The sequence below is a fragment of the Chryseobacterium sp. GW823-FHT05E08 genome, assembly GCF_058795655.1.
Genome location: NZ_JBXAHY010000002.1, coordinates 285,359 through 302,201, shown reverse-complemented (window position 1 = coordinate 302,201; position 16,843 = coordinate 285,359). Strand labels below are relative to the sequence as shown.

Annotated in this window: 11 protein-coding genes; 2 read left to right on the top strand and 9 right to left on the bottom strand. The window is 35.3% G+C overall.

From position 1 onward, the window contains the following. Nucleotides 1–11: 11 nt before the first annotated feature. Nucleotides 12–1,775 (top strand): RagB/SusD family nutrient uptake outer membrane protein, encoded by a 1,764-nt coding sequence (locus AC1Q7L_RS07280; protein ID WP_492304894.1) that lies wholly within the window; start codon nucleotides 12–14, stop codon nucleotides 1,773–1,775. Nucleotides 1,776–1,920: 145 nt separating this feature from the next. Here the strand turns inward: AC1Q7L_RS07280 and msrA are convergent, their stop codons facing one another. The 9 genes from msrA to AC1Q7L_RS07235 form a co-directional block, all read right to left on the bottom strand. Next, a complete protein-coding gene (msrA, locus tag AC1Q7L_RS07275; protein ID WP_492304893.1) occupies nucleotides 1,921–2,475 on the bottom strand; it encodes a peptide-methionine (S)-S-oxide reductase MsrA in 555 nt (184 codons plus the stop codon). Nucleotides 2,476–3,020: 545 nt separating this feature from the next. Beyond that, a complete protein-coding gene (locus tag AC1Q7L_RS07270; RefSeq protein ID WP_492304892.1) occupies nucleotides 3,021–3,989 on the bottom strand; it encodes an ROK family protein in 969 nt (322 codons plus the stop codon). A gap of 87 nt (nucleotides 3,990–4,076) precedes the next feature. Continuing rightward, nucleotides 4,077–5,285, bottom strand: a complete 1,209-nt coding sequence (locus tag AC1Q7L_RS07265) for a PepSY-associated TM helix domain-containing protein (protein ID WP_492304891.1) — start codon at nucleotides 5,283–5,285, stop codon at nucleotides 4,077–4,079. 353 nt (nucleotides 5,286–5,638) lie between these two features. Next, nucleotides 5,639–7,750: a TonB-dependent receptor gene (locus AC1Q7L_RS07260; protein ID WP_492304890.1), complete on the bottom strand. Its 2,112-nt coding sequence runs from the start codon at nucleotides 7,748–7,750 to the stop codon at nucleotides 5,639–5,641. Further along, nucleotides 7,750–8,955, bottom strand: coding sequence for a PepSY-associated TM helix domain-containing protein (locus tag AC1Q7L_RS07255; RefSeq protein WP_492304889.1), 1,206 nt, complete (start codon nucleotides 8,953–8,955; stop codon nucleotides 7,750–7,752). Before AC1Q7L_RS07255 ends, AC1Q7L_RS07260 begins: the two co-directional genes overlap by 1 nt. A 40-nt stretch (nucleotides 8,956–8,995) precedes the next feature. Beyond that, nucleotides 8,996–11,194 (bottom strand): TonB-dependent siderophore receptor, encoded by a 2,199-nt coding sequence (locus tag AC1Q7L_RS07250; protein WP_066754196.1) that lies wholly within the window; start codon nucleotides 11,192–11,194, stop codon nucleotides 8,996–8,998. A 149-nt stretch (nucleotides 11,195–11,343) separates the two neighbouring features. Next, nucleotides 11,344–14,415 (bottom strand): preprotein translocase subunit SecA, encoded by a 3,072-nt coding sequence (secA, locus tag AC1Q7L_RS07245; protein ID WP_492304888.1) that lies wholly within the window; start codon nucleotides 14,413–14,415, stop codon nucleotides 11,344–11,346. Between the two features lie 126 nt (nucleotides 14,416–14,541). Then, nucleotides 14,542–14,763, bottom strand: a complete 222-nt coding sequence (locus AC1Q7L_RS07240; RefSeq protein WP_034756280.1) for a DUF2795 domain-containing protein — start codon at nucleotides 14,761–14,763, stop codon at nucleotides 14,542–14,544. Between the two features lie 142 nt (nucleotides 14,764–14,905). Continuing rightward, nucleotides 14,906–15,928 carry a GDP-mannose 4,6-dehydratase gene (locus AC1Q7L_RS07235; RefSeq protein ID WP_492304887.1) on the bottom strand — a complete coding sequence of 341 codons (1,023 nt, stop codon included), beginning with the start codon at nucleotides 15,926–15,928 and terminating at the stop codon, nucleotides 14,906–14,908. A gap of 89 nt (nucleotides 15,929–16,017) precedes the next feature. Here AC1Q7L_RS07235 and AC1Q7L_RS07230 point away from each other — a divergent pair, with 89 nt between their 5' ends. After that, on the top strand, nucleotides 16,018–16,815 hold the full coding sequence (locus AC1Q7L_RS07230; RefSeq protein WP_492304886.1) for a DUF2797 domain-containing protein: 798 nt from the start codon (nucleotides 16,018–16,020) through the stop codon (nucleotides 16,813–16,815). Nucleotides 16,816–16,843 lie beyond the last annotated feature (28 nt).

The window sequence follows — 16,843 nt, the reverse complement described above, 5'->3', positions numbered from 1 at the left end:
TAAAAAGAATTATGAAATCTAATTTTTTACATATTAATAAAATCGTTTTATCTGTTTTTGTATTGGCCTTAATGGGATGTACAAATCTTGACGAGCAAGTGGTAGATGAGGTATTGGGCTCTGAAAATCTTGCAGACCCCGAAAGTGCAATTGCTGCAGCTTACGGACAGCTTGGTGACGGAACTTTTGTAGACCATGGAAGTGTTTTTGCATTACAGGAATATTCTACCGATGAAGCCTTATTGGCAACAAGAGGAAGCGACTGGGGAGACGGCGGAAAGTGGAGAGCCATGCACGAATTTACATGGGATGCCAGCAATGATGTCGTAAAAACGACTTGGGATCAATTAACTTCCGGGATTACAAAATCTTTAACGGCAATTAAAAGTATCAACAAAAGTAGCGTAAGCAATAAGACCTTATTTTTAGCAGAAGCAAAAGGATTGTTGGCTTATTATACTTACAACACTTTAGATTTATTCGGACAAGCTCCGTACAGAGATCCAAGCGATTTAAATGCACCGATTGAGATCAGAAAAGCAGATACTTATATCGATGCTTTAATTACAGAAGTAGAAGGTCTTATTCCTAATTTGGCTGATATTAAAACTCAGAATACACACGCTGGAAGATTCACAAAACAGGCGGCTTATGCTTTATTGGCAGATATGTATCTGAACAGAGCAGTTCTTAAAAATAAAACAGCAGGTAGTTTTAATTTTATAGAACAGGCTGTGAATGGTGGAGGAACAGATATGGATAAAGTAATTCAGTATTCTAATTTATTGATCAATGGAGGTCAATTCAGCTTAGAATCTAATTATTTCCACAATTTTGATATTAATAATGATACAAGTAAAGAAATGATCTTCACGATTGTTCAGAAGAAAAACTCGAACAGAAATGCGGATAATGACTTGGCTTATATGTCAATGGAAAGAATCCAGAAACCTTCTCCTGATAACAGAGGAACCAATGCATCTTGTATCACACCAGAATTCTATTATTCTTGGAACGGAAATCATGATGATCCCCGTTTTCAAAGAAGCTACCAGTATGAAGATGGAACTTGGTTCAGAAATGATGGAACTGATGTAAGCGTACCTTCAACAAGTAAAGTAGAAGGAACAGGGAAACCTTGGTTCCATTTCAACAGAGGATTGCAGGTTGGGCAGCAATATGGTCCAAAACTTCTTGCCAACGGAAGCTTTGATATGACAGCAGATGGAAGAATTAAAGTTTATAAATTATTCACAGAAAAAAACACGACACTTGCTGCAGATTTTACACCTGAACTAAATTTTGACAATCCTTCAGAAGCTGTCTTTACTCAGTCTCAGATCAACAGAGGGGTAAGGAATTTCAAGTTTGAATTTGATCCGGGTTATGGAAATAATGGGACAAGTGGAATGGATGTACCTTTGTATAGACTAGGAACAATTTATATGATGAGAGCAGAAGCCTATTTCAGAGGTGGAAATATTGCAAGTGCTTTAGCTGATGTTAATATTTTAAGAACAGGCAGAACCCGTGATGCCTTAAACGGTAATGCTCCCGGAGTTGCGCTTACTTCATTAGATGCTAATACGCTGTTTAAAGAATCCGGATACGAACTATACTGGGAAATGTACAGAAGAAAAGCGATGATAAGATTCGGGAAGTTTGATCTTCCGGGAACTGCAAAACCAGCTTCTCAACCTTACAGAAGGGTTTTCCCGATTCCTCAGGCAACGCTTGACGCATCGAATGACCTTTCACAAAATCCTGGATATTAATAGTCTTCAATAAAAAAAAATTGTACAAAAAAAGCGAAGGGAATCAATCTCTTCGCTTTTTTTATTCTCATCTTTATCAATAGGAACGGGCTTTAGCCCGTTTAACAGAAAAGGCAAATCATCTGGCTTTAGCCAAAACTTAAAATTACTCTGCATTCAACATTCCCAATTCTCCGAAATGTTTTTTGAATTTCTGGATTTTAGGACCTACAACCGCACTGCAATATGGTTGAGTCGGATTTTCATTATAATATCCTTGGTGATATTGTTCTGCTGACCAGAATTTTTCGAATTTTGTTACTTCTGTAACATAAGTTCCTGACCATCTTCCTGAGGCTTCAGAAGCTTTGATGGCTTCTTCGGCTTTTGCTTTTTCAGCATCGTCTTTATAATAAATTACAGAGCGGTATTGCGTTCCGATGTCATTTCCTTGTCTGTTTAATTGAGTAGGATCATGAAGAAAGAAAAATACATCCATTAATTGCTCGTAAGAAATGATTTTAGGATCATAAGTGATTTGTACCACTTCTGCATGACCAGTTTCTCCTGTGCAAACTTCTTCATAGGTCGGATTATCTTTATGACCTCCGGAATATCCTGAAAGTGCAGATTCAACGCCTTTAAGCATGTTGAAACAGCTTTCTACGCACCAGAAACATCCGCCTCCGAAAGTAATTGTATCTAAATTATTGTTATCCATTTTAGGTTGATTATTGTATTAAAAAAACTAATCAAAAGTAAGAAAAAGTTTTTCATTTTAGGTTGAAAAGAGGGGTTTAAACACAAATTACACTAATAGATTTCACAAATAACCACAAGAAAAATATAAAGTAAACATCTGTGTAAATCCGTGAGATCTGTGGCAGGTTTTTTAAACGCAAAGTTTAATTTTTATAATGTTTTACTTTAGGGAGCGAAGAAGAATCAACAAGTTGATTGGATTAAGCGCAAGTCCAAGCTTCGCGAAGCAAATTTATTTGCCTTTGCTAACTAAATCGAAAGTTTAAATAATTAAATCTTTGCGTTAAAACTTTAAACACAAATAATAAAGTGCAAACATTTTTGAAAATCCGTATAATCTGTGGGAGGTTTTTAAACACTAATAACACTAATTTTTTCACAAATAAACACAATGATAAAACATAATCATCTGTGTAAATCTGTGAAATCCGTGGTATAAAAAACAAATAAAAACAAAAAAAGCATCCAAAAAGGATGCTCAATTATATTTAAAATGTTTTTTAATTACTTTTCCCAAACCAAAGCACTTGCTCCTAAAATAGCAGCATCAGCTTCGTCTAGCTCACTGAAAACCAATTTCACTTTATTTCTAAAAATAGGAAGAAGATTTCTTTCCATATGAAGTTTAGCAGGCTTTAAGATAAAATCTCCAGCTTTAATAACTCCTCCAAATAAAAGGATAGCTTCCGGTGAAGAGAACATGACAAAATTTGCCAATGCTTCTCCTAATTTCTGTCCTGTATATCTGAAAACCTCAATAGAAATTGGGTCACCTTTCAAAGCACATTCGTGTACCGTTTTTGAGTTGATCGATTCTTCAGGAAACTGACTTAGCATAGATTCCGGGAATTCTGCTCTCATCTTTTTTGCTGTGATTGCGATTCCTGTTGCAGAAGCGTATGCTTCTAAGCTTCCTTCAGATCCGGTGCTCCAGTGTTTTCTTCCGCCTGGTTTTACGATCGTGTGTCCAAGTTCACCTGCGAATCCATCATGCCCGTAAATCAATTTACCACTTGAAACGATTCCGCTTCCTACGCCTGTTCCCAATGTGATCATGATAAAGTCTTTCATTCCGCGAGCCGCTCCGAAAAGCATTTCACCAAAAGCTGCAGCATTAGCATCATTAGTTATTGTTGTTGGCAAACCGAACTTAGCTGTCATCATTTCACCAAATGGGATCACGCCTTTCCAGGGTAAATTGGGAGCCTGTTCTATTGTTCCGGTATAGTAATTTCCGTTGGGAGCGCCTACGCCAATTCCGTCAAAGTTTTTCTCTTTTCCGTAGCTATTGATCAGCGGATGCACTTTTTCGTACAAAGCATCTATGAATTCTTCAACCGTCGCATATGCGTCAGTGCTTAGATTGCCTTTTTCAAGAACTTCACCTCTGTGGTTTACAACACCGAATTTGGTAGTTGTACCTCCAATATCAATTCCTAGGGCAACGTGTTTTGATAAATCTATTAATGACATTTCTATTCTTATAAATTCTAAAGGGTTAAAATTATAAAAAAGATTGTATTAATGAATTATTAACGAAACATTTATTGAAAAAAGTTTTTAAGCAGTTTTTACCGTTTTCTTTTTTCTTCTTCCCCACCAAACAAGGAAGCCAGTAACTGGTAATGAGGCACATATCAAGCTTACAATGAATGCAATAATCTTTGTAGGAAGTCCTAAAATAGACCCAACATGAATATCATAATTGGCTCCAACGGTTTTTTCACCAAAATTTTTGTCTTTCATGTCGTGAGTATGAAGCAGTTCACCTGAATTTTCATCAAAAATTAGACTGCTGCTTTTATGATAAGAATAAGACAAATGTTTTACATAAACCTCGAAATTCGGATGTTCGTGATCATCCATGTGCGGATGTCCAAGATCGAGTGCGAATCCGTAAGAATCGGGATATTTTGCTCTAACTGTGTTGCTGATCTTGTCTAATGTACCCTCTGTTCTTAATTCAACCGGAGCTTTTGTTTTGATATGAGAGAAATCCGGATATTTTGTTTCACCTCCTGAGAAGATCACATAAATCGTCGCCTGAACGACAAAAAAAGCATAAAATAATCCTGTAATTGAGAAAATTAAGGCAAAAATTGAGGCGTAAAAGCCTAAGATATTATGAAGATCGTAGTTTTTTCTTTTCCAGCTTTTGATATTCTTCCATTTGAATGAGAAGCGTTGCTTTCTCGCTGCTTTGTTTTTAGGCCACCATAAAATGATTCCTGATATAAGCATAATCACGAAGATGATGACAGGAATTCCCACAACATACGTTCCCCAATCCTGCTTCAACAAATAACTCCAGTGAATCATTTTTACAATCTGGAAAAAACCGTTTTTCTCGTCGTAGGTTCTTAGAACTTTTCCGTCGTAAGGATTGACGTAAGCGACTTTATAGATAGGGAATTCATCAAAATAATTCCACGCATCGGTATTGTGTTCGTACCAATAGAATTGATAAGACATTTTTTTGTCGATAGGAATATTTACCCAGTGAATGGGATATTTTTCTTTTACCTGAGCATCCACAGATTTTTCCAACACTCGGATCGGAAGAATTTGTTTTTGATCGATATTTTTTTCATTATGATAGATGACATCTTTTCTGGTAATGTTCTCAACCTCATCTTTAAAAACGTACAAAGCGCCGGTAATGGAAATGATGAAGATCAAAAATCCAATACCTAAACCAAACCACAAATGTAGTTTTCCTGTCCATTTTTTGAATATGCTTGACTTCTTTTTGTGATGTTTCTTCTTCATAATTTCTTAAAGTTCGACAAAGATAAGTTTTTAATTTTTATTTAGAATGTTTATAATTAACAAGCTTTTAATGGAAAATATTTTTCTTTAAAGGCAAGGTTATACAAAGTTTTCTTCTAAATTTATTTCCATAAAGTTTGTCATTCTGTAAGAATCTACGCACGAATCTTTACAGACTATTTTCTAATACTATGCTTAGATCCTTACAGGATGACAAATATTGTGAATATTCCAAATGTTTAAATTAATGACTGCATACTAGCCCCGATTGCAACGACATCCTTTTTCTGAAATGGCTTTGAAAAAAAAGCGCTGGCGAAAAAGATATAGTGGAAAGCGGGAAAAAGCTTCAATTAAAATTTATACTCCACCATAAAGGTTCCTCTTAATCCTAGCGAATTAGTAAAGTCTGCGTCTCTTGCTGCCCACCAGGCAATTGCAGGCTGATAGGTTTTGTTGAAAAGGTTTTCAATACCTAAAGAAACTTTCCAATTTTGGTTAACTTCATAGCTTGATTTTAGGTTAAAAACGGTGTATTCAGGAACTTTTCCTTCTCCGTAGGCGTATAAGCCTTTGGCATTAGGCTCGAATCTGTTTTGCGCAAAAGCATGTAACATATCCAATCCGACAGATAAAGACTGAATCGGTCTTACCTGAACATACGCTAAAACTTTCGGCGCAGAAATTCTGCTGTTGTTGATTTTGGCTGAATAATCCCCGTCATCTTTTATAGAGGTAATTCCTTCCATCCAACTGTAGCTTCCTCCGAAATTGATCCATTTTGTAGGAGTGAAATGTAAAAATCCTTCTACACCATACACAACTTCCGGTGATCTTTGTATCGTTAAAGCTCTGTCTGGACTTTGAATAAACGTAGCTCCTAATTTTGAAGTACTTACATATGAAGTGATCTCATAATTGACCCATTTTGCAATCTGTCCAGTCGCTCCAAATTCATAGTTGTTGACAATGATTGGCTTTGTTTCAAGGTTTTGGATGGTTCCTTCAGTTGAGGTTCTTAAAATTCTTCCTAATTCATTGATAGAGTAGGCCTGAGAAAAGCTTCCAAAAAGATTAACCATCGGATTGATGTTGTAACGAACTCCAATATTTCCAACTAAGGCGTTGTATTTTAGGTCTCCACCTGTTACAAAAATACTTTTTGTGAAAGTTCCGTCACTTTTAACAGTAGAAAGCGTGTTGAAATCACCAACTTTTACGGCAATGTTTTCATATCGTAAACCTCCTTTTATGGTTAATTTTTTCATTAAATCAACTTTAACCAAAAGGAAAGGAGCGATGTTGGTCATATTCATATCTGGAGTCCAATAACGGCCGTCTTCCAATTTTTGAACGGTTTGATCATTCAAGACATCTAAACCGTAGATAATTTCACCCTGAGAATTTTTACCACTCCATAATTGAGTATCGAAATTGGCTCTGGCACCTGTCTTTTTTGAAATAACATTCGATTGTCCGCCATTCAGGAAAGTATCGCTGTATCCGTAAACGGTTCTGAAATCCTGTAAATAAAGGTTTACATTTAATGAAGTTCCTTTCCACAGGTTTTTGTTATCATAACTTAATTTGAAATTATGATTTCTTGGTGTTCCTTGTGGAGTTGTTTCCAGATTCTTTCCTTCTCCTTCTCCGATGGTTGGGGTAACGCCGTATTTTCCTGTTTTTAAGCCTAGATTTAAATCAGATTTGGCAGCATAGCCGATGTAGGAAGCTTCAACTCTTTGATTATCATTAATAGCGTAACCTAACTTCAACATTCCGTTGTAGTTGTTCATTTTGGCTGTGCTGTACGTCGGACTCAGATTTACTCCATCTGCGTCTTTCATATAACCTGTTTTTTCATAAGCCAATGAAACCACATAATCAAACTTGCTGATCTTTCCCGATAAAAGCTGACTTGCTCTGTAGCCTAATGTCCCACCATATTGCTGGCCGGTAATTCCAAACTGTGAAATTCCGGATATTTTTTTGTCTGATTTGCTTCTTCTTGTAATATAATTGATAATTCCCCCGTCTGCACCGTTTCCGTAGATGGACGAAGCGCCTTTAATCACCTCAATTCTTTCGATAACTGAAGGGTCGATTGATCTTAAATCTCTCGCCCCATTTCGAAGTGGAGTAGACTGTGGGATACCGTCAATTAAAACCAAAACTTGGCGCCCGCGAAGTGTTTGTCCTGTATTGGAGGTCTGTCCTGAACTTGTTGCCAAACTCGGAACCGTATATTGTAGAATGCTTGTAATATCTGAATTAACAGTCAATTGCGATTGAACCTGTTTTTCACCGACAACAGTTATAGAACTTGGTATTTCTTTAATATTTTCTCTCTTTCTGGATGCCGTTAACACAACTTCATCTACATCTTTTGTATTGATGCTGTCTTTTACTTGTCCAAATGCTGAAATAGTAGCCAAACAAGCTACAGATAGAGTTAATTTTTTCATTATAGTGTCTTAATTCCTTTTTTCTTTTGTTTCCCGAGCCATACTAAAAACCCTGTGACAGGCAATGATGTACAGATAAGTCCTGTGATAAACCAAATAATTTTTCCGAATAATCCAAAGTATAATCCTGTATGGATATCATAGTTGGCATTGGCGTATTTTTCTGCGTTGTTTAATTGTTGATGAGGTTTATTGGTCAATAATTTTCCTGAATATTTATCAAAAACCAATTGATTTCTGATGGCAAATTTTCCGTCTTCACCATATACCGAAACCGGAATGTTTTTTAAATCTTTTCCTTTTTTATTTTTTCCGTTTAATGGAATTCTGAAACTTGATGAGGATGAATATAATTTTCTTGTTTCCTCTGCAGTAAGGTCAAAAACAGCATTATTTTTTGCTAAAAGTGAGTCGGGAGATTTGATTTCTTTTTCTTTGGGAAGATCAATTGAGCCTGATAATGTAATATTAAAAACATTTTTTACCCAAGGATAAGCGAAATAAATTCCTGATAAGCTTAGTATTAAAGCAATAAACGAAGCATAAAATCCTAAGATATTATGAAGGTCGTAGTTTTTGCGTTTCCATGTTTTTACGTTTTTCCAATCGAAAGAGAAACGTCCTTTTCTCATTTTTTTATTCTGCGGCCACCAAAGGATGATTCCTGTGATGAGCATAATGATGAATAGAACGACAGGAATTCCAATTACATATTTCCCCCAATCTGAATTTAACAGCAAACTCCAATGAATTGCCTTTAAAATAGGGAAGAGGTCATATTTTTCATTATAAATTCCAAGAATCTCGCCTGTGTATTGATTAACGTAAATTAATTTGTTGATTTTTACTTCATCAAAATAATTCCACGCTTTTTTATCCTTTTCATAATACAAAAATTCATAAGATTTGTTTTTATCTAAAGGAATTTCAACGGAACTGATAGGATACTTTTCATTAAGTTCTAAAGCAACTTTTTTACGAAGAATTTCAATTGACAAAGGTTGCTGAGAAATTGTTTCAGCTTTTACAAAAATGGCATCTTTTCTAAGCTGATTTTGAATTTCATCCTTGAAAATATACATCGTTCCCGTCAAAGAAACAATGAACACAATGAGACCAACGGACAAACCAAACCACAAATGCAGTTTGGCAGACCATTTTTTTGTTGAAGAAACCTTCTTCTTATGATGATGTTTTTTCTTCATATCAAAAAGTTAACCTTTTGAGGGGTTAACTTTTGTTTATTTAAAATTTGTATCCTATTGAAAGTCTGAAGTTTCTAGGTGCTTCTGCTTGATAGTAGTAATAATTTGCGTAAGGTGAACCTGAGTATAAGTATCTGTTGAATACATTAAATACATTTAAACCAACTCTGAATTTAGAATTTTCCCAAGATGCACCAGCGTCAAATTTCACATAGTCATTCATCTGTTGAGTGTTTGTTCCTCCCCAGTCCCAGCTACTTCTGTCGCCAAGATAAGTTCCTCCGAAACTTAATCCGAATCCTTCTAATATTCCATCAGTGAACGTATAATTTAACCAAGCATTTGCTGTATGTTTAGCGTATCCTGGAACTCTTTTTCCTTCAGGGTTGTTTTGTGGGTCATTAGATTCTATAATCTTATTTTCTGTAAATGCGTAGTTGAAGATAGCATTAAATCCTTTTGTAATTTCACCTTTTAAATCAAATTCTACTCCTTGAACTCTTGTTTTTCCAAGTAAAATTGAAAATTGTTCAAGTGGGCTATTTGCAGGGTCATTTACCGTAGAATTGTTCTTGATGATGTTATATGCAGATAAAGTTGTATTCCATTTTCCACCAAACCAGTCTTTCTTTACCCCAACTTCCATGTTATTTCCTGTAATTGGTTTCACTGTACTTCCATCTCTGAATATTGCAGCTTGTGGTACAAATGCTTGATCATATAAACCATATACTGACATGCTTTCATCAATAGAATAGCTAATACCAATACGAGGAGTTATTTTATCAGCTTCAGATTTGGTCCCGTAATTATTTTCTTTTACGGTTGTGTAACGTGCTGCAAGAGTAAGTCTTAATTTATCATCTAAAAAGCCTATTTCATCTTGTAAATACAATCCAGTATAGTTCTGCTCGATAGTACTTCCTGCTCCAGCTCTAACTGAAAGAGGTTTGGTTGTTCCATCAAAAGGAAGGTAGTTTTTTGTATTATTGGGACCGTAATAATTTCCTGTACCATTAATATCGTAGTTATTAGTATTTAGATTATACCAATAGTTATGATCAGCAGCTTGAGTATAATCATCATTCTCATTATATTTATCAAGGTTATATCCTTGAGACCAGTCTGCCATGTACTTTTTGCTTCCCAAATCTAGTCCTGCTAAGATTTTATGAGAAACTGAACCTGTTTTTACAAAACCATTTAAGAAAACTTGTCCGAATTTCATCGTGTTATCCGCTTCCCAATATCCAAGGCGGCGAATCATATAGTTTCCTTCAAAACTGCTTGGCCAAAGATTGCTTCCCATCGTATATTCATTCACATACGTTAATTGAGAAGTTAATTTCCAGTTTTGGTTAAAGTTATGTTGTAGATTTATATTTACCGTGTTGTTATCTACTTTTGTAGGATCAATACCTGGATCTGTAGCTGTATATCCAACAGGTTTTGTTGCATATCCATCAAAACTGAATACATAGGCAGAACCTACTTCAGACATTTTTGCCTTTTGGTAGATGTATTCTGCAGTTAAAGTTGTTTTATCAGAAAGTTTAACTTTTAATGAAGGATTGATAATATATCTGTCATTGAATTCATAGTCTCTAAAACTATTTTTGTTTTGAGCCATTAAATTCAATCTGAAAGCTACTTTATCAGTAATTTTAGTATCGATGTCAGCTTCTCCTCTGTACATATTGAAACTTCCAAGAGTTACTCTTGCAGATCCGTTTAAAGATTGTCCCGTTGGCTTTTTAGTTACGATATTATAAATACCGCTTGGCTCTCCGTTTGACATTAAGAATCCTGATGGTCCTTTAATGAATTCTATATGATCAACAAACGACATATCTTCACTTAGAGGTCCCCAGTTTGAAGTTACATTTACTCCGTTCATGAAAGCTGCTGCTCTGGATCCTCTCATGTTTACTCTTGTATACATGTCTCCCCAGTGCTCTAATCTTTGTGCTCCGGCAACATTACGAAGAACACCATCGCTCAAAGTTGTTACCTGCTGGTCTTCTAGCGCTCTGTTTGTAATGATTGAAATATTTTGTGGAATTTTTATCAACGCTTCATCTAAACGCATTGAAGATGAACCTTCTTTTTCTACATATTTCTTGTAATATTTCCCATTTACAATTACTTCTTCAATATCATTAGACTTGATAGAATCTTTTTCCTGCGCAAAAGTCAACATAGACCCCAACAGTGAGGCACAGATCAGTACATTTTTCATGAAAGTCAAATTTTCTGCAAATATATTGTTTTTAATTATTCTAAATAAATTATCAAGTTGATATTTATCATACGAATGTTATCCACTGAATAACAAAAAACCGCTCCAAGCAGTGCTGGAGCGGTTTCTATTCTATAATTAATTATTTCTTAAGCAGGAATTTCTCCTTTGTATAAGAATGAAATAATTTCTTTGTTTAATTTATCAATCATTTCGCTGAATAAGTGGAAAGATTCCTGTTTGTAAATTACAAGTGGATCTTTTTGCTCATAAACAGCTCCCTGAGAAGATTTTCTTAGATCATCCATCTCACGAAGGTGAAGCTTCCAGTTTTCATCGATAATTGATAAAGTGATATTCTTTTCAAAATCGTTGATCAAACTTTCACATTGAGTATCGTGAGCTTCTTTAAGATCAGCTACAATAGTCATTGTTTTGTGTCCGTCTGTGAAAGGAACCTGAATCATTTTAAACATTGAACCTTGATTTTGATACACATTCTCAATAATAGGGAATGATTTCTCTTTCAATAAGTTCAGCTTCATTGCATAATCTTCCTGAGCAGCTTTGAATAAAATATTCGTTAATTCCGGAACTTGTTTGTTACCAAAATCACTTTCAGAAACAGGAGAAGCCATTGTGAAATGTTTGATTACTTCAAATTCAAAATCTTTATAGCTTCCGTTTGCTTTTCCTTTTGCAACGATAGAGTTAGAAACATCGAAAATCATGTTAGTGATATCGTATTTCAAGTGATCTCCGAACAAAGCATTCTTTCTTCTCTTGTAGATTACGTCACGTTGTTTGTTCATAACGTCATCATATTCAAGAAGTCTCTTTCTTGTTCCGAAGTTATTTTCCTCTACTTTTTTCTGCGCTCTTTCGATAGATTTGCTGATCATTGAATGTTGAATAACTTCACCATCTTTATGACCCATTCTGTCCATCATTTTAGCGATTCTTTCAGAACCGAATAAACGCATCAAGTTATCTTCAAGAGATACATAAAACTGAGAACTTCCCGGATCTCCCTGACGTCCCGCTCTACCTCTTAACTGTCTGTCAACACGTCTAGAATCGTGTCTTTCAGTACCGATAATTGCTAAACCTCCAGCTTCTTTTACTTCTTTCGTAAGTTTGATATCCGTACCACGACCTGCCATGTTGGTTGCAATTGTTACAACTCCCGGCTGTCCTGCTCCAGCAACGATTTCTGCTTCCTTCTTGTGAAGTTTCGCATTCAATACCTGGTGCGGGATTTTTCTTAATTGAAGGGCTTTTGAAAGCAACTGAGAGATTTCAACAGACGTTGTACCAACCAATACAGGTCTTCTTGCTGCCGTTAATTTTTCAATTTCTTCAATTACCGCGTTATATTTTTCTCTGTTAGTTTTGAAAACTAAATCTTGTTTATCGTCTCTTAAAATAGAACGGTTTGTAGGAATTACCACAACATCTAATTTGTAGATTTCCCAAAGCTCGCCTGCTTCAGTTTCAGCAGTACCCGTCATTCCCGTAAGTTTGTTGTACATACGGAAGTAGTTTTGAAGCGTTACAGTTGCAAAAGTTTGCGTTGCCGCTTCAATTTTCACGTTTTCTTTAGCTTCGATCGCTTGGTGTAGACCGTCTGAATAACGACGACCTTCCATGATACGACCTGTTTGCTCGTCAACGATTTTTACTTCACCATCAATTACTACATACTCATCATCTTTTTCGAATAATGTATATGCTTTCAATAACTGACTCATTGTGTGAACACGCTCAGATTTTTCAGCAAAATCAGAGAATAGTTTTTCTTTAGCCTCGAATTCTTCTTCTTTAGTTAAATTTTTAGCTTCAACTTCAGCAATTTCAGTTCCGATATCCGGAAGAACGAAGAAGTTTTGATCAGAATTTCCTTGAGACATGTATTCAACACCTTTGTCTGTAAGATCAACCTGATTGTTTTTCTCCTCAATCACGAAATAAAGATCTTTATCTACGATCGGCATATCACGGTTGTTATCCTGCATGTACTGAGCTTCTACTTTTTGAAGCAATGCTCTGTTTCCGCTTTCAGATAAGAACTTGATTAATTGTCTGTTTTTAGGTAAACCTCTGTAAGATTGAAGTAGTTTAAATCCTCCTTCTTTAGTATTTCCTGCAGCGATTAATTTTTTAGCTTCATTAAAAATTGCAGAAACGGTTTTCTTTTGAACTTCAACAATTCTGTCGATAGAAGGTTTAAGAACATCAAACTCCTGTCTGTCTCCCTGAGGAACCGGACCAGAAATAATCAATGGTGTTCTTGCATCATCTACCAAAACAGAGTCAACCTCATCTACGATAGCAAAGTTTAATTCTCTTTGTACCAATTCTGAAGGTGAAGTTACCATGTTATCTCTCAAATAATCGAAACCGAATTCGTTATTTGTTCCATAAGTAATATCTGAATTGTATGCTTTTCTTCTTCCATCTGAGTTCGGTTGGTGATTATCGATACAATCGATATTCATTCCGTGGAACTGATACAATGGACCCATCCAAGCGGAGTCTCTTTTTGCAAGATAGTCATTCACCGTTACAACGTGAACCCCTCTTTCAGGAAGTGCATTTAAGTAAATAGGTAATGTTCCTACCAAAGTTTTACCTTCACCGGTAGCCATTTCGGCAATTTTACCGCTGTGAAGAATAACCCCTCCAATAAACTGAACATCATAGTGAACCATGTCCCAAACTACAGGAGTTCCGGCAGCGTCCCATGAGCTTTTCCAAACAGCTTGATCTCCCTGGATTTCAACGAAATCTTTAGTTGCAGCAAGTTCTCTGTCCATTTGAGTGGCAGTTACACGGATTTCTCCGTTTTGTGCCCATCTTCTTGCTGTTTCTTTTACTAATGCAAAAGCTTCAGGAAGAACTTGGCTAAGAACTTTCTCCTCGATTTCGTATGAATCTTTCTTAAGAGACTCAATTTGTGAGAAAAGAGCTTCTTTTTCATCAACATTGGTCGAATTTTTTATCTGCTCTTTAATCTGTTCTATCTGCGCTGTGATGGTACTTGTTGCTGTTTTTATTTTATTTTTAAATTCAGCAGTTTTCTCTCTTAAGCCATCATCAGACAATTGCTGAATATTTGGTTCAACAGCTTTGATTTTTGTTACAACTTTTTTTACTTCCTTTAGGTCCTGCGCTTTCTTGTCTCCCAAAAACCCTTTAAGAACTTTGTTTAAAAAACTCATAAATTTTTACTTTATGCCTAAAGCGATATGCTTTAAGCGTTTTACTAAATACGCTTACTGCGCAAAAATTGATATTATAAAAAGGGAAATAAGCTTTAAGCCTATTGCCTAAAGCTCATGCCTTATTTAATATTCGTCTTCGTTCCAAAGATAATCTTCGTCCGTAGGATAGTCTGGCCAGATCTCGTCGATGGCTTCGTACATTTCCCCTTCGTCTTCAATAGCCTGAAGGTTTTCCGTTACTTCCATTGGTGCACCAGTTCTGATTGCATAATCAATAAGCTCAGCCTTTGTCATTGGCCAAGGTGCGTCACTTAGATATGAGGCTAATTCTAATGTCCAGTACATAATATTCTATTTTTTTTGCAAAAGTATAAAATTAGCTTATATTATACGCTTTTTTATACTTGATTTTCAATTCTTTTTATTAATTTTTTACTCATTGCACGTCACAGACTGTATTACAGCTATGTCAGCAACTTGTTCGATGTCATTTTCTCAAAAACCATTCCACAAATTTTTTTATGCCATTTTGGAAGTCTGTAGTTGGTTTGTAATCGATTAATGTCTTGGCTTTTCCTATATCAGCATTGGTTTTTTGCACATCTCCGGGCTGCATTGGCAGAATTTTTTTGATGGCAGTTTTTCCGAGAGCCTGTTCAATGGTGGAAAGCATTTCATTAAGATTAATTACCTGACTTTCTCCAAGATTAATGATCTCGTATATTTTTGAATGATTTTCCAGATAGCTGATAGATTTAGTAATTCCGTCAATAATATCATCAACGTAAGTGTAATCTCTTGCGGTGTTTCCATCGCCGTAGAATGGGATTTCCTGATTTTCAGAGATTAATTTTGTGAATTTATGTATCGCAAGATCAGGTCTTTGTCTTGGTCCGTAAACCGTGAAGAACCTTAGTTGAATCATGTCAATATTGTATAATTGATGATAAACATGACCTAAAATTTCCCCACATTTTTTTGTTGCAGCATATGGTGAAATAGGATTATCTACATTGTCTGTTTCTGCAAAAGGAATTTTTTCATTGTTTCCGTAAACGCTTGATGAAGAGGCACAAACGAATTTTTTAATATTGAATTCTTTACACAGTTCCCAAAGGTTCATTGTTCCGCGAACATTTACTTCTTCGTATTCTAAAGGTCTTTCAATAGAAGGACGAACTCCGGCAAGTGCGGCTAGGTGGATGATCAAATCGATCTTATGATTTTTAAATATTTCTTCAAGACCGTTTTTATCCCGGATATCCTGATAGTATAACGTGTAATTGTTTGATTTTGAAAGGGAAATTAATTTTTTAATATCAGTTTCTTTATCAGAAAAGGTAAAATCAGAAAAATTAGCGATTGATTCTAATGTATTTTTAATTTTTATCTGATAATCATAGAAATTATCAAAATTGTCAATGTTTATGACAGAATGTCCTTCTTTCAATAATTTTTCTATTAAATGAGAACCAATAAATCCGCTTCCTCCTGTTACAAGATATATCATCAATGTTTTTTTATGAGTACAAAAATATAAATTTCCTTTGGGAAAAATATAATCATTAAATTTACTTAATAAAGTAATATAAAATTAATATGCAGTTTCAAGGGCAAATTTTAAAGATGACGAGTTTCGATGCTCAGCCAATTCAGTATTATCTTAACCTTTCGGGTGACCTTATTCACATGAATGAATTGTTTGGAAAAGAATTGACGATAAAGCATACAGGATTCCAATGTGTGAATTGTGGAAAAAATAAGCCTATTTACAGAATGGGATTTTGCAAAAGTTGCTTTTTTGAAAGTCCTTATGCCAGTGATACAATCATTCGTCCGGAACTTTCCACAGCACATCTTGGCGTTGGAGAACGTGATTTGGAAGTGGAAAAGCAAATTCAGCTTCAACCACACACGGTTTATCTGGCGTACACAGGCGATGTGAAAGTGGGTGTTACAAGAAACACGCAAATTCCTACAAGATGGATCGATCAGGGAGCAACTTTTGCGCTGCCGATTGCCAGAACAGAAAATCGCTACGAAGCTGGAATGATAGAAGTTGCTTTAAAAGATCATCTGCCGGATAAAACAAATTGGAGAAAAATGCTTCAGGATGATTTTGAGGGAGAAATAGATCTTGCCGATTTTCAACAAAAAATAAAAGAATATTTTCCTGAAGATTTCCAAAAATTCTACAGCGAAGGTGAAAATTTATGGAAATTCGATTATCCTTTCGAAAAACCTGAAAAAGTAACTTCATTTACTTTAGACAAAAAACCTGAGTTTACTGGGAAATTAGTTGGAATTAAAGGACAGTATTTAAGCTTTGAAGGTGGAGATTTTATGAATGTAAGAGGACATGAAGGTTATGTTATTGAATTTGGTGTAAAAAATTAGGCACGTATTTAGATATAATTAAATTAAA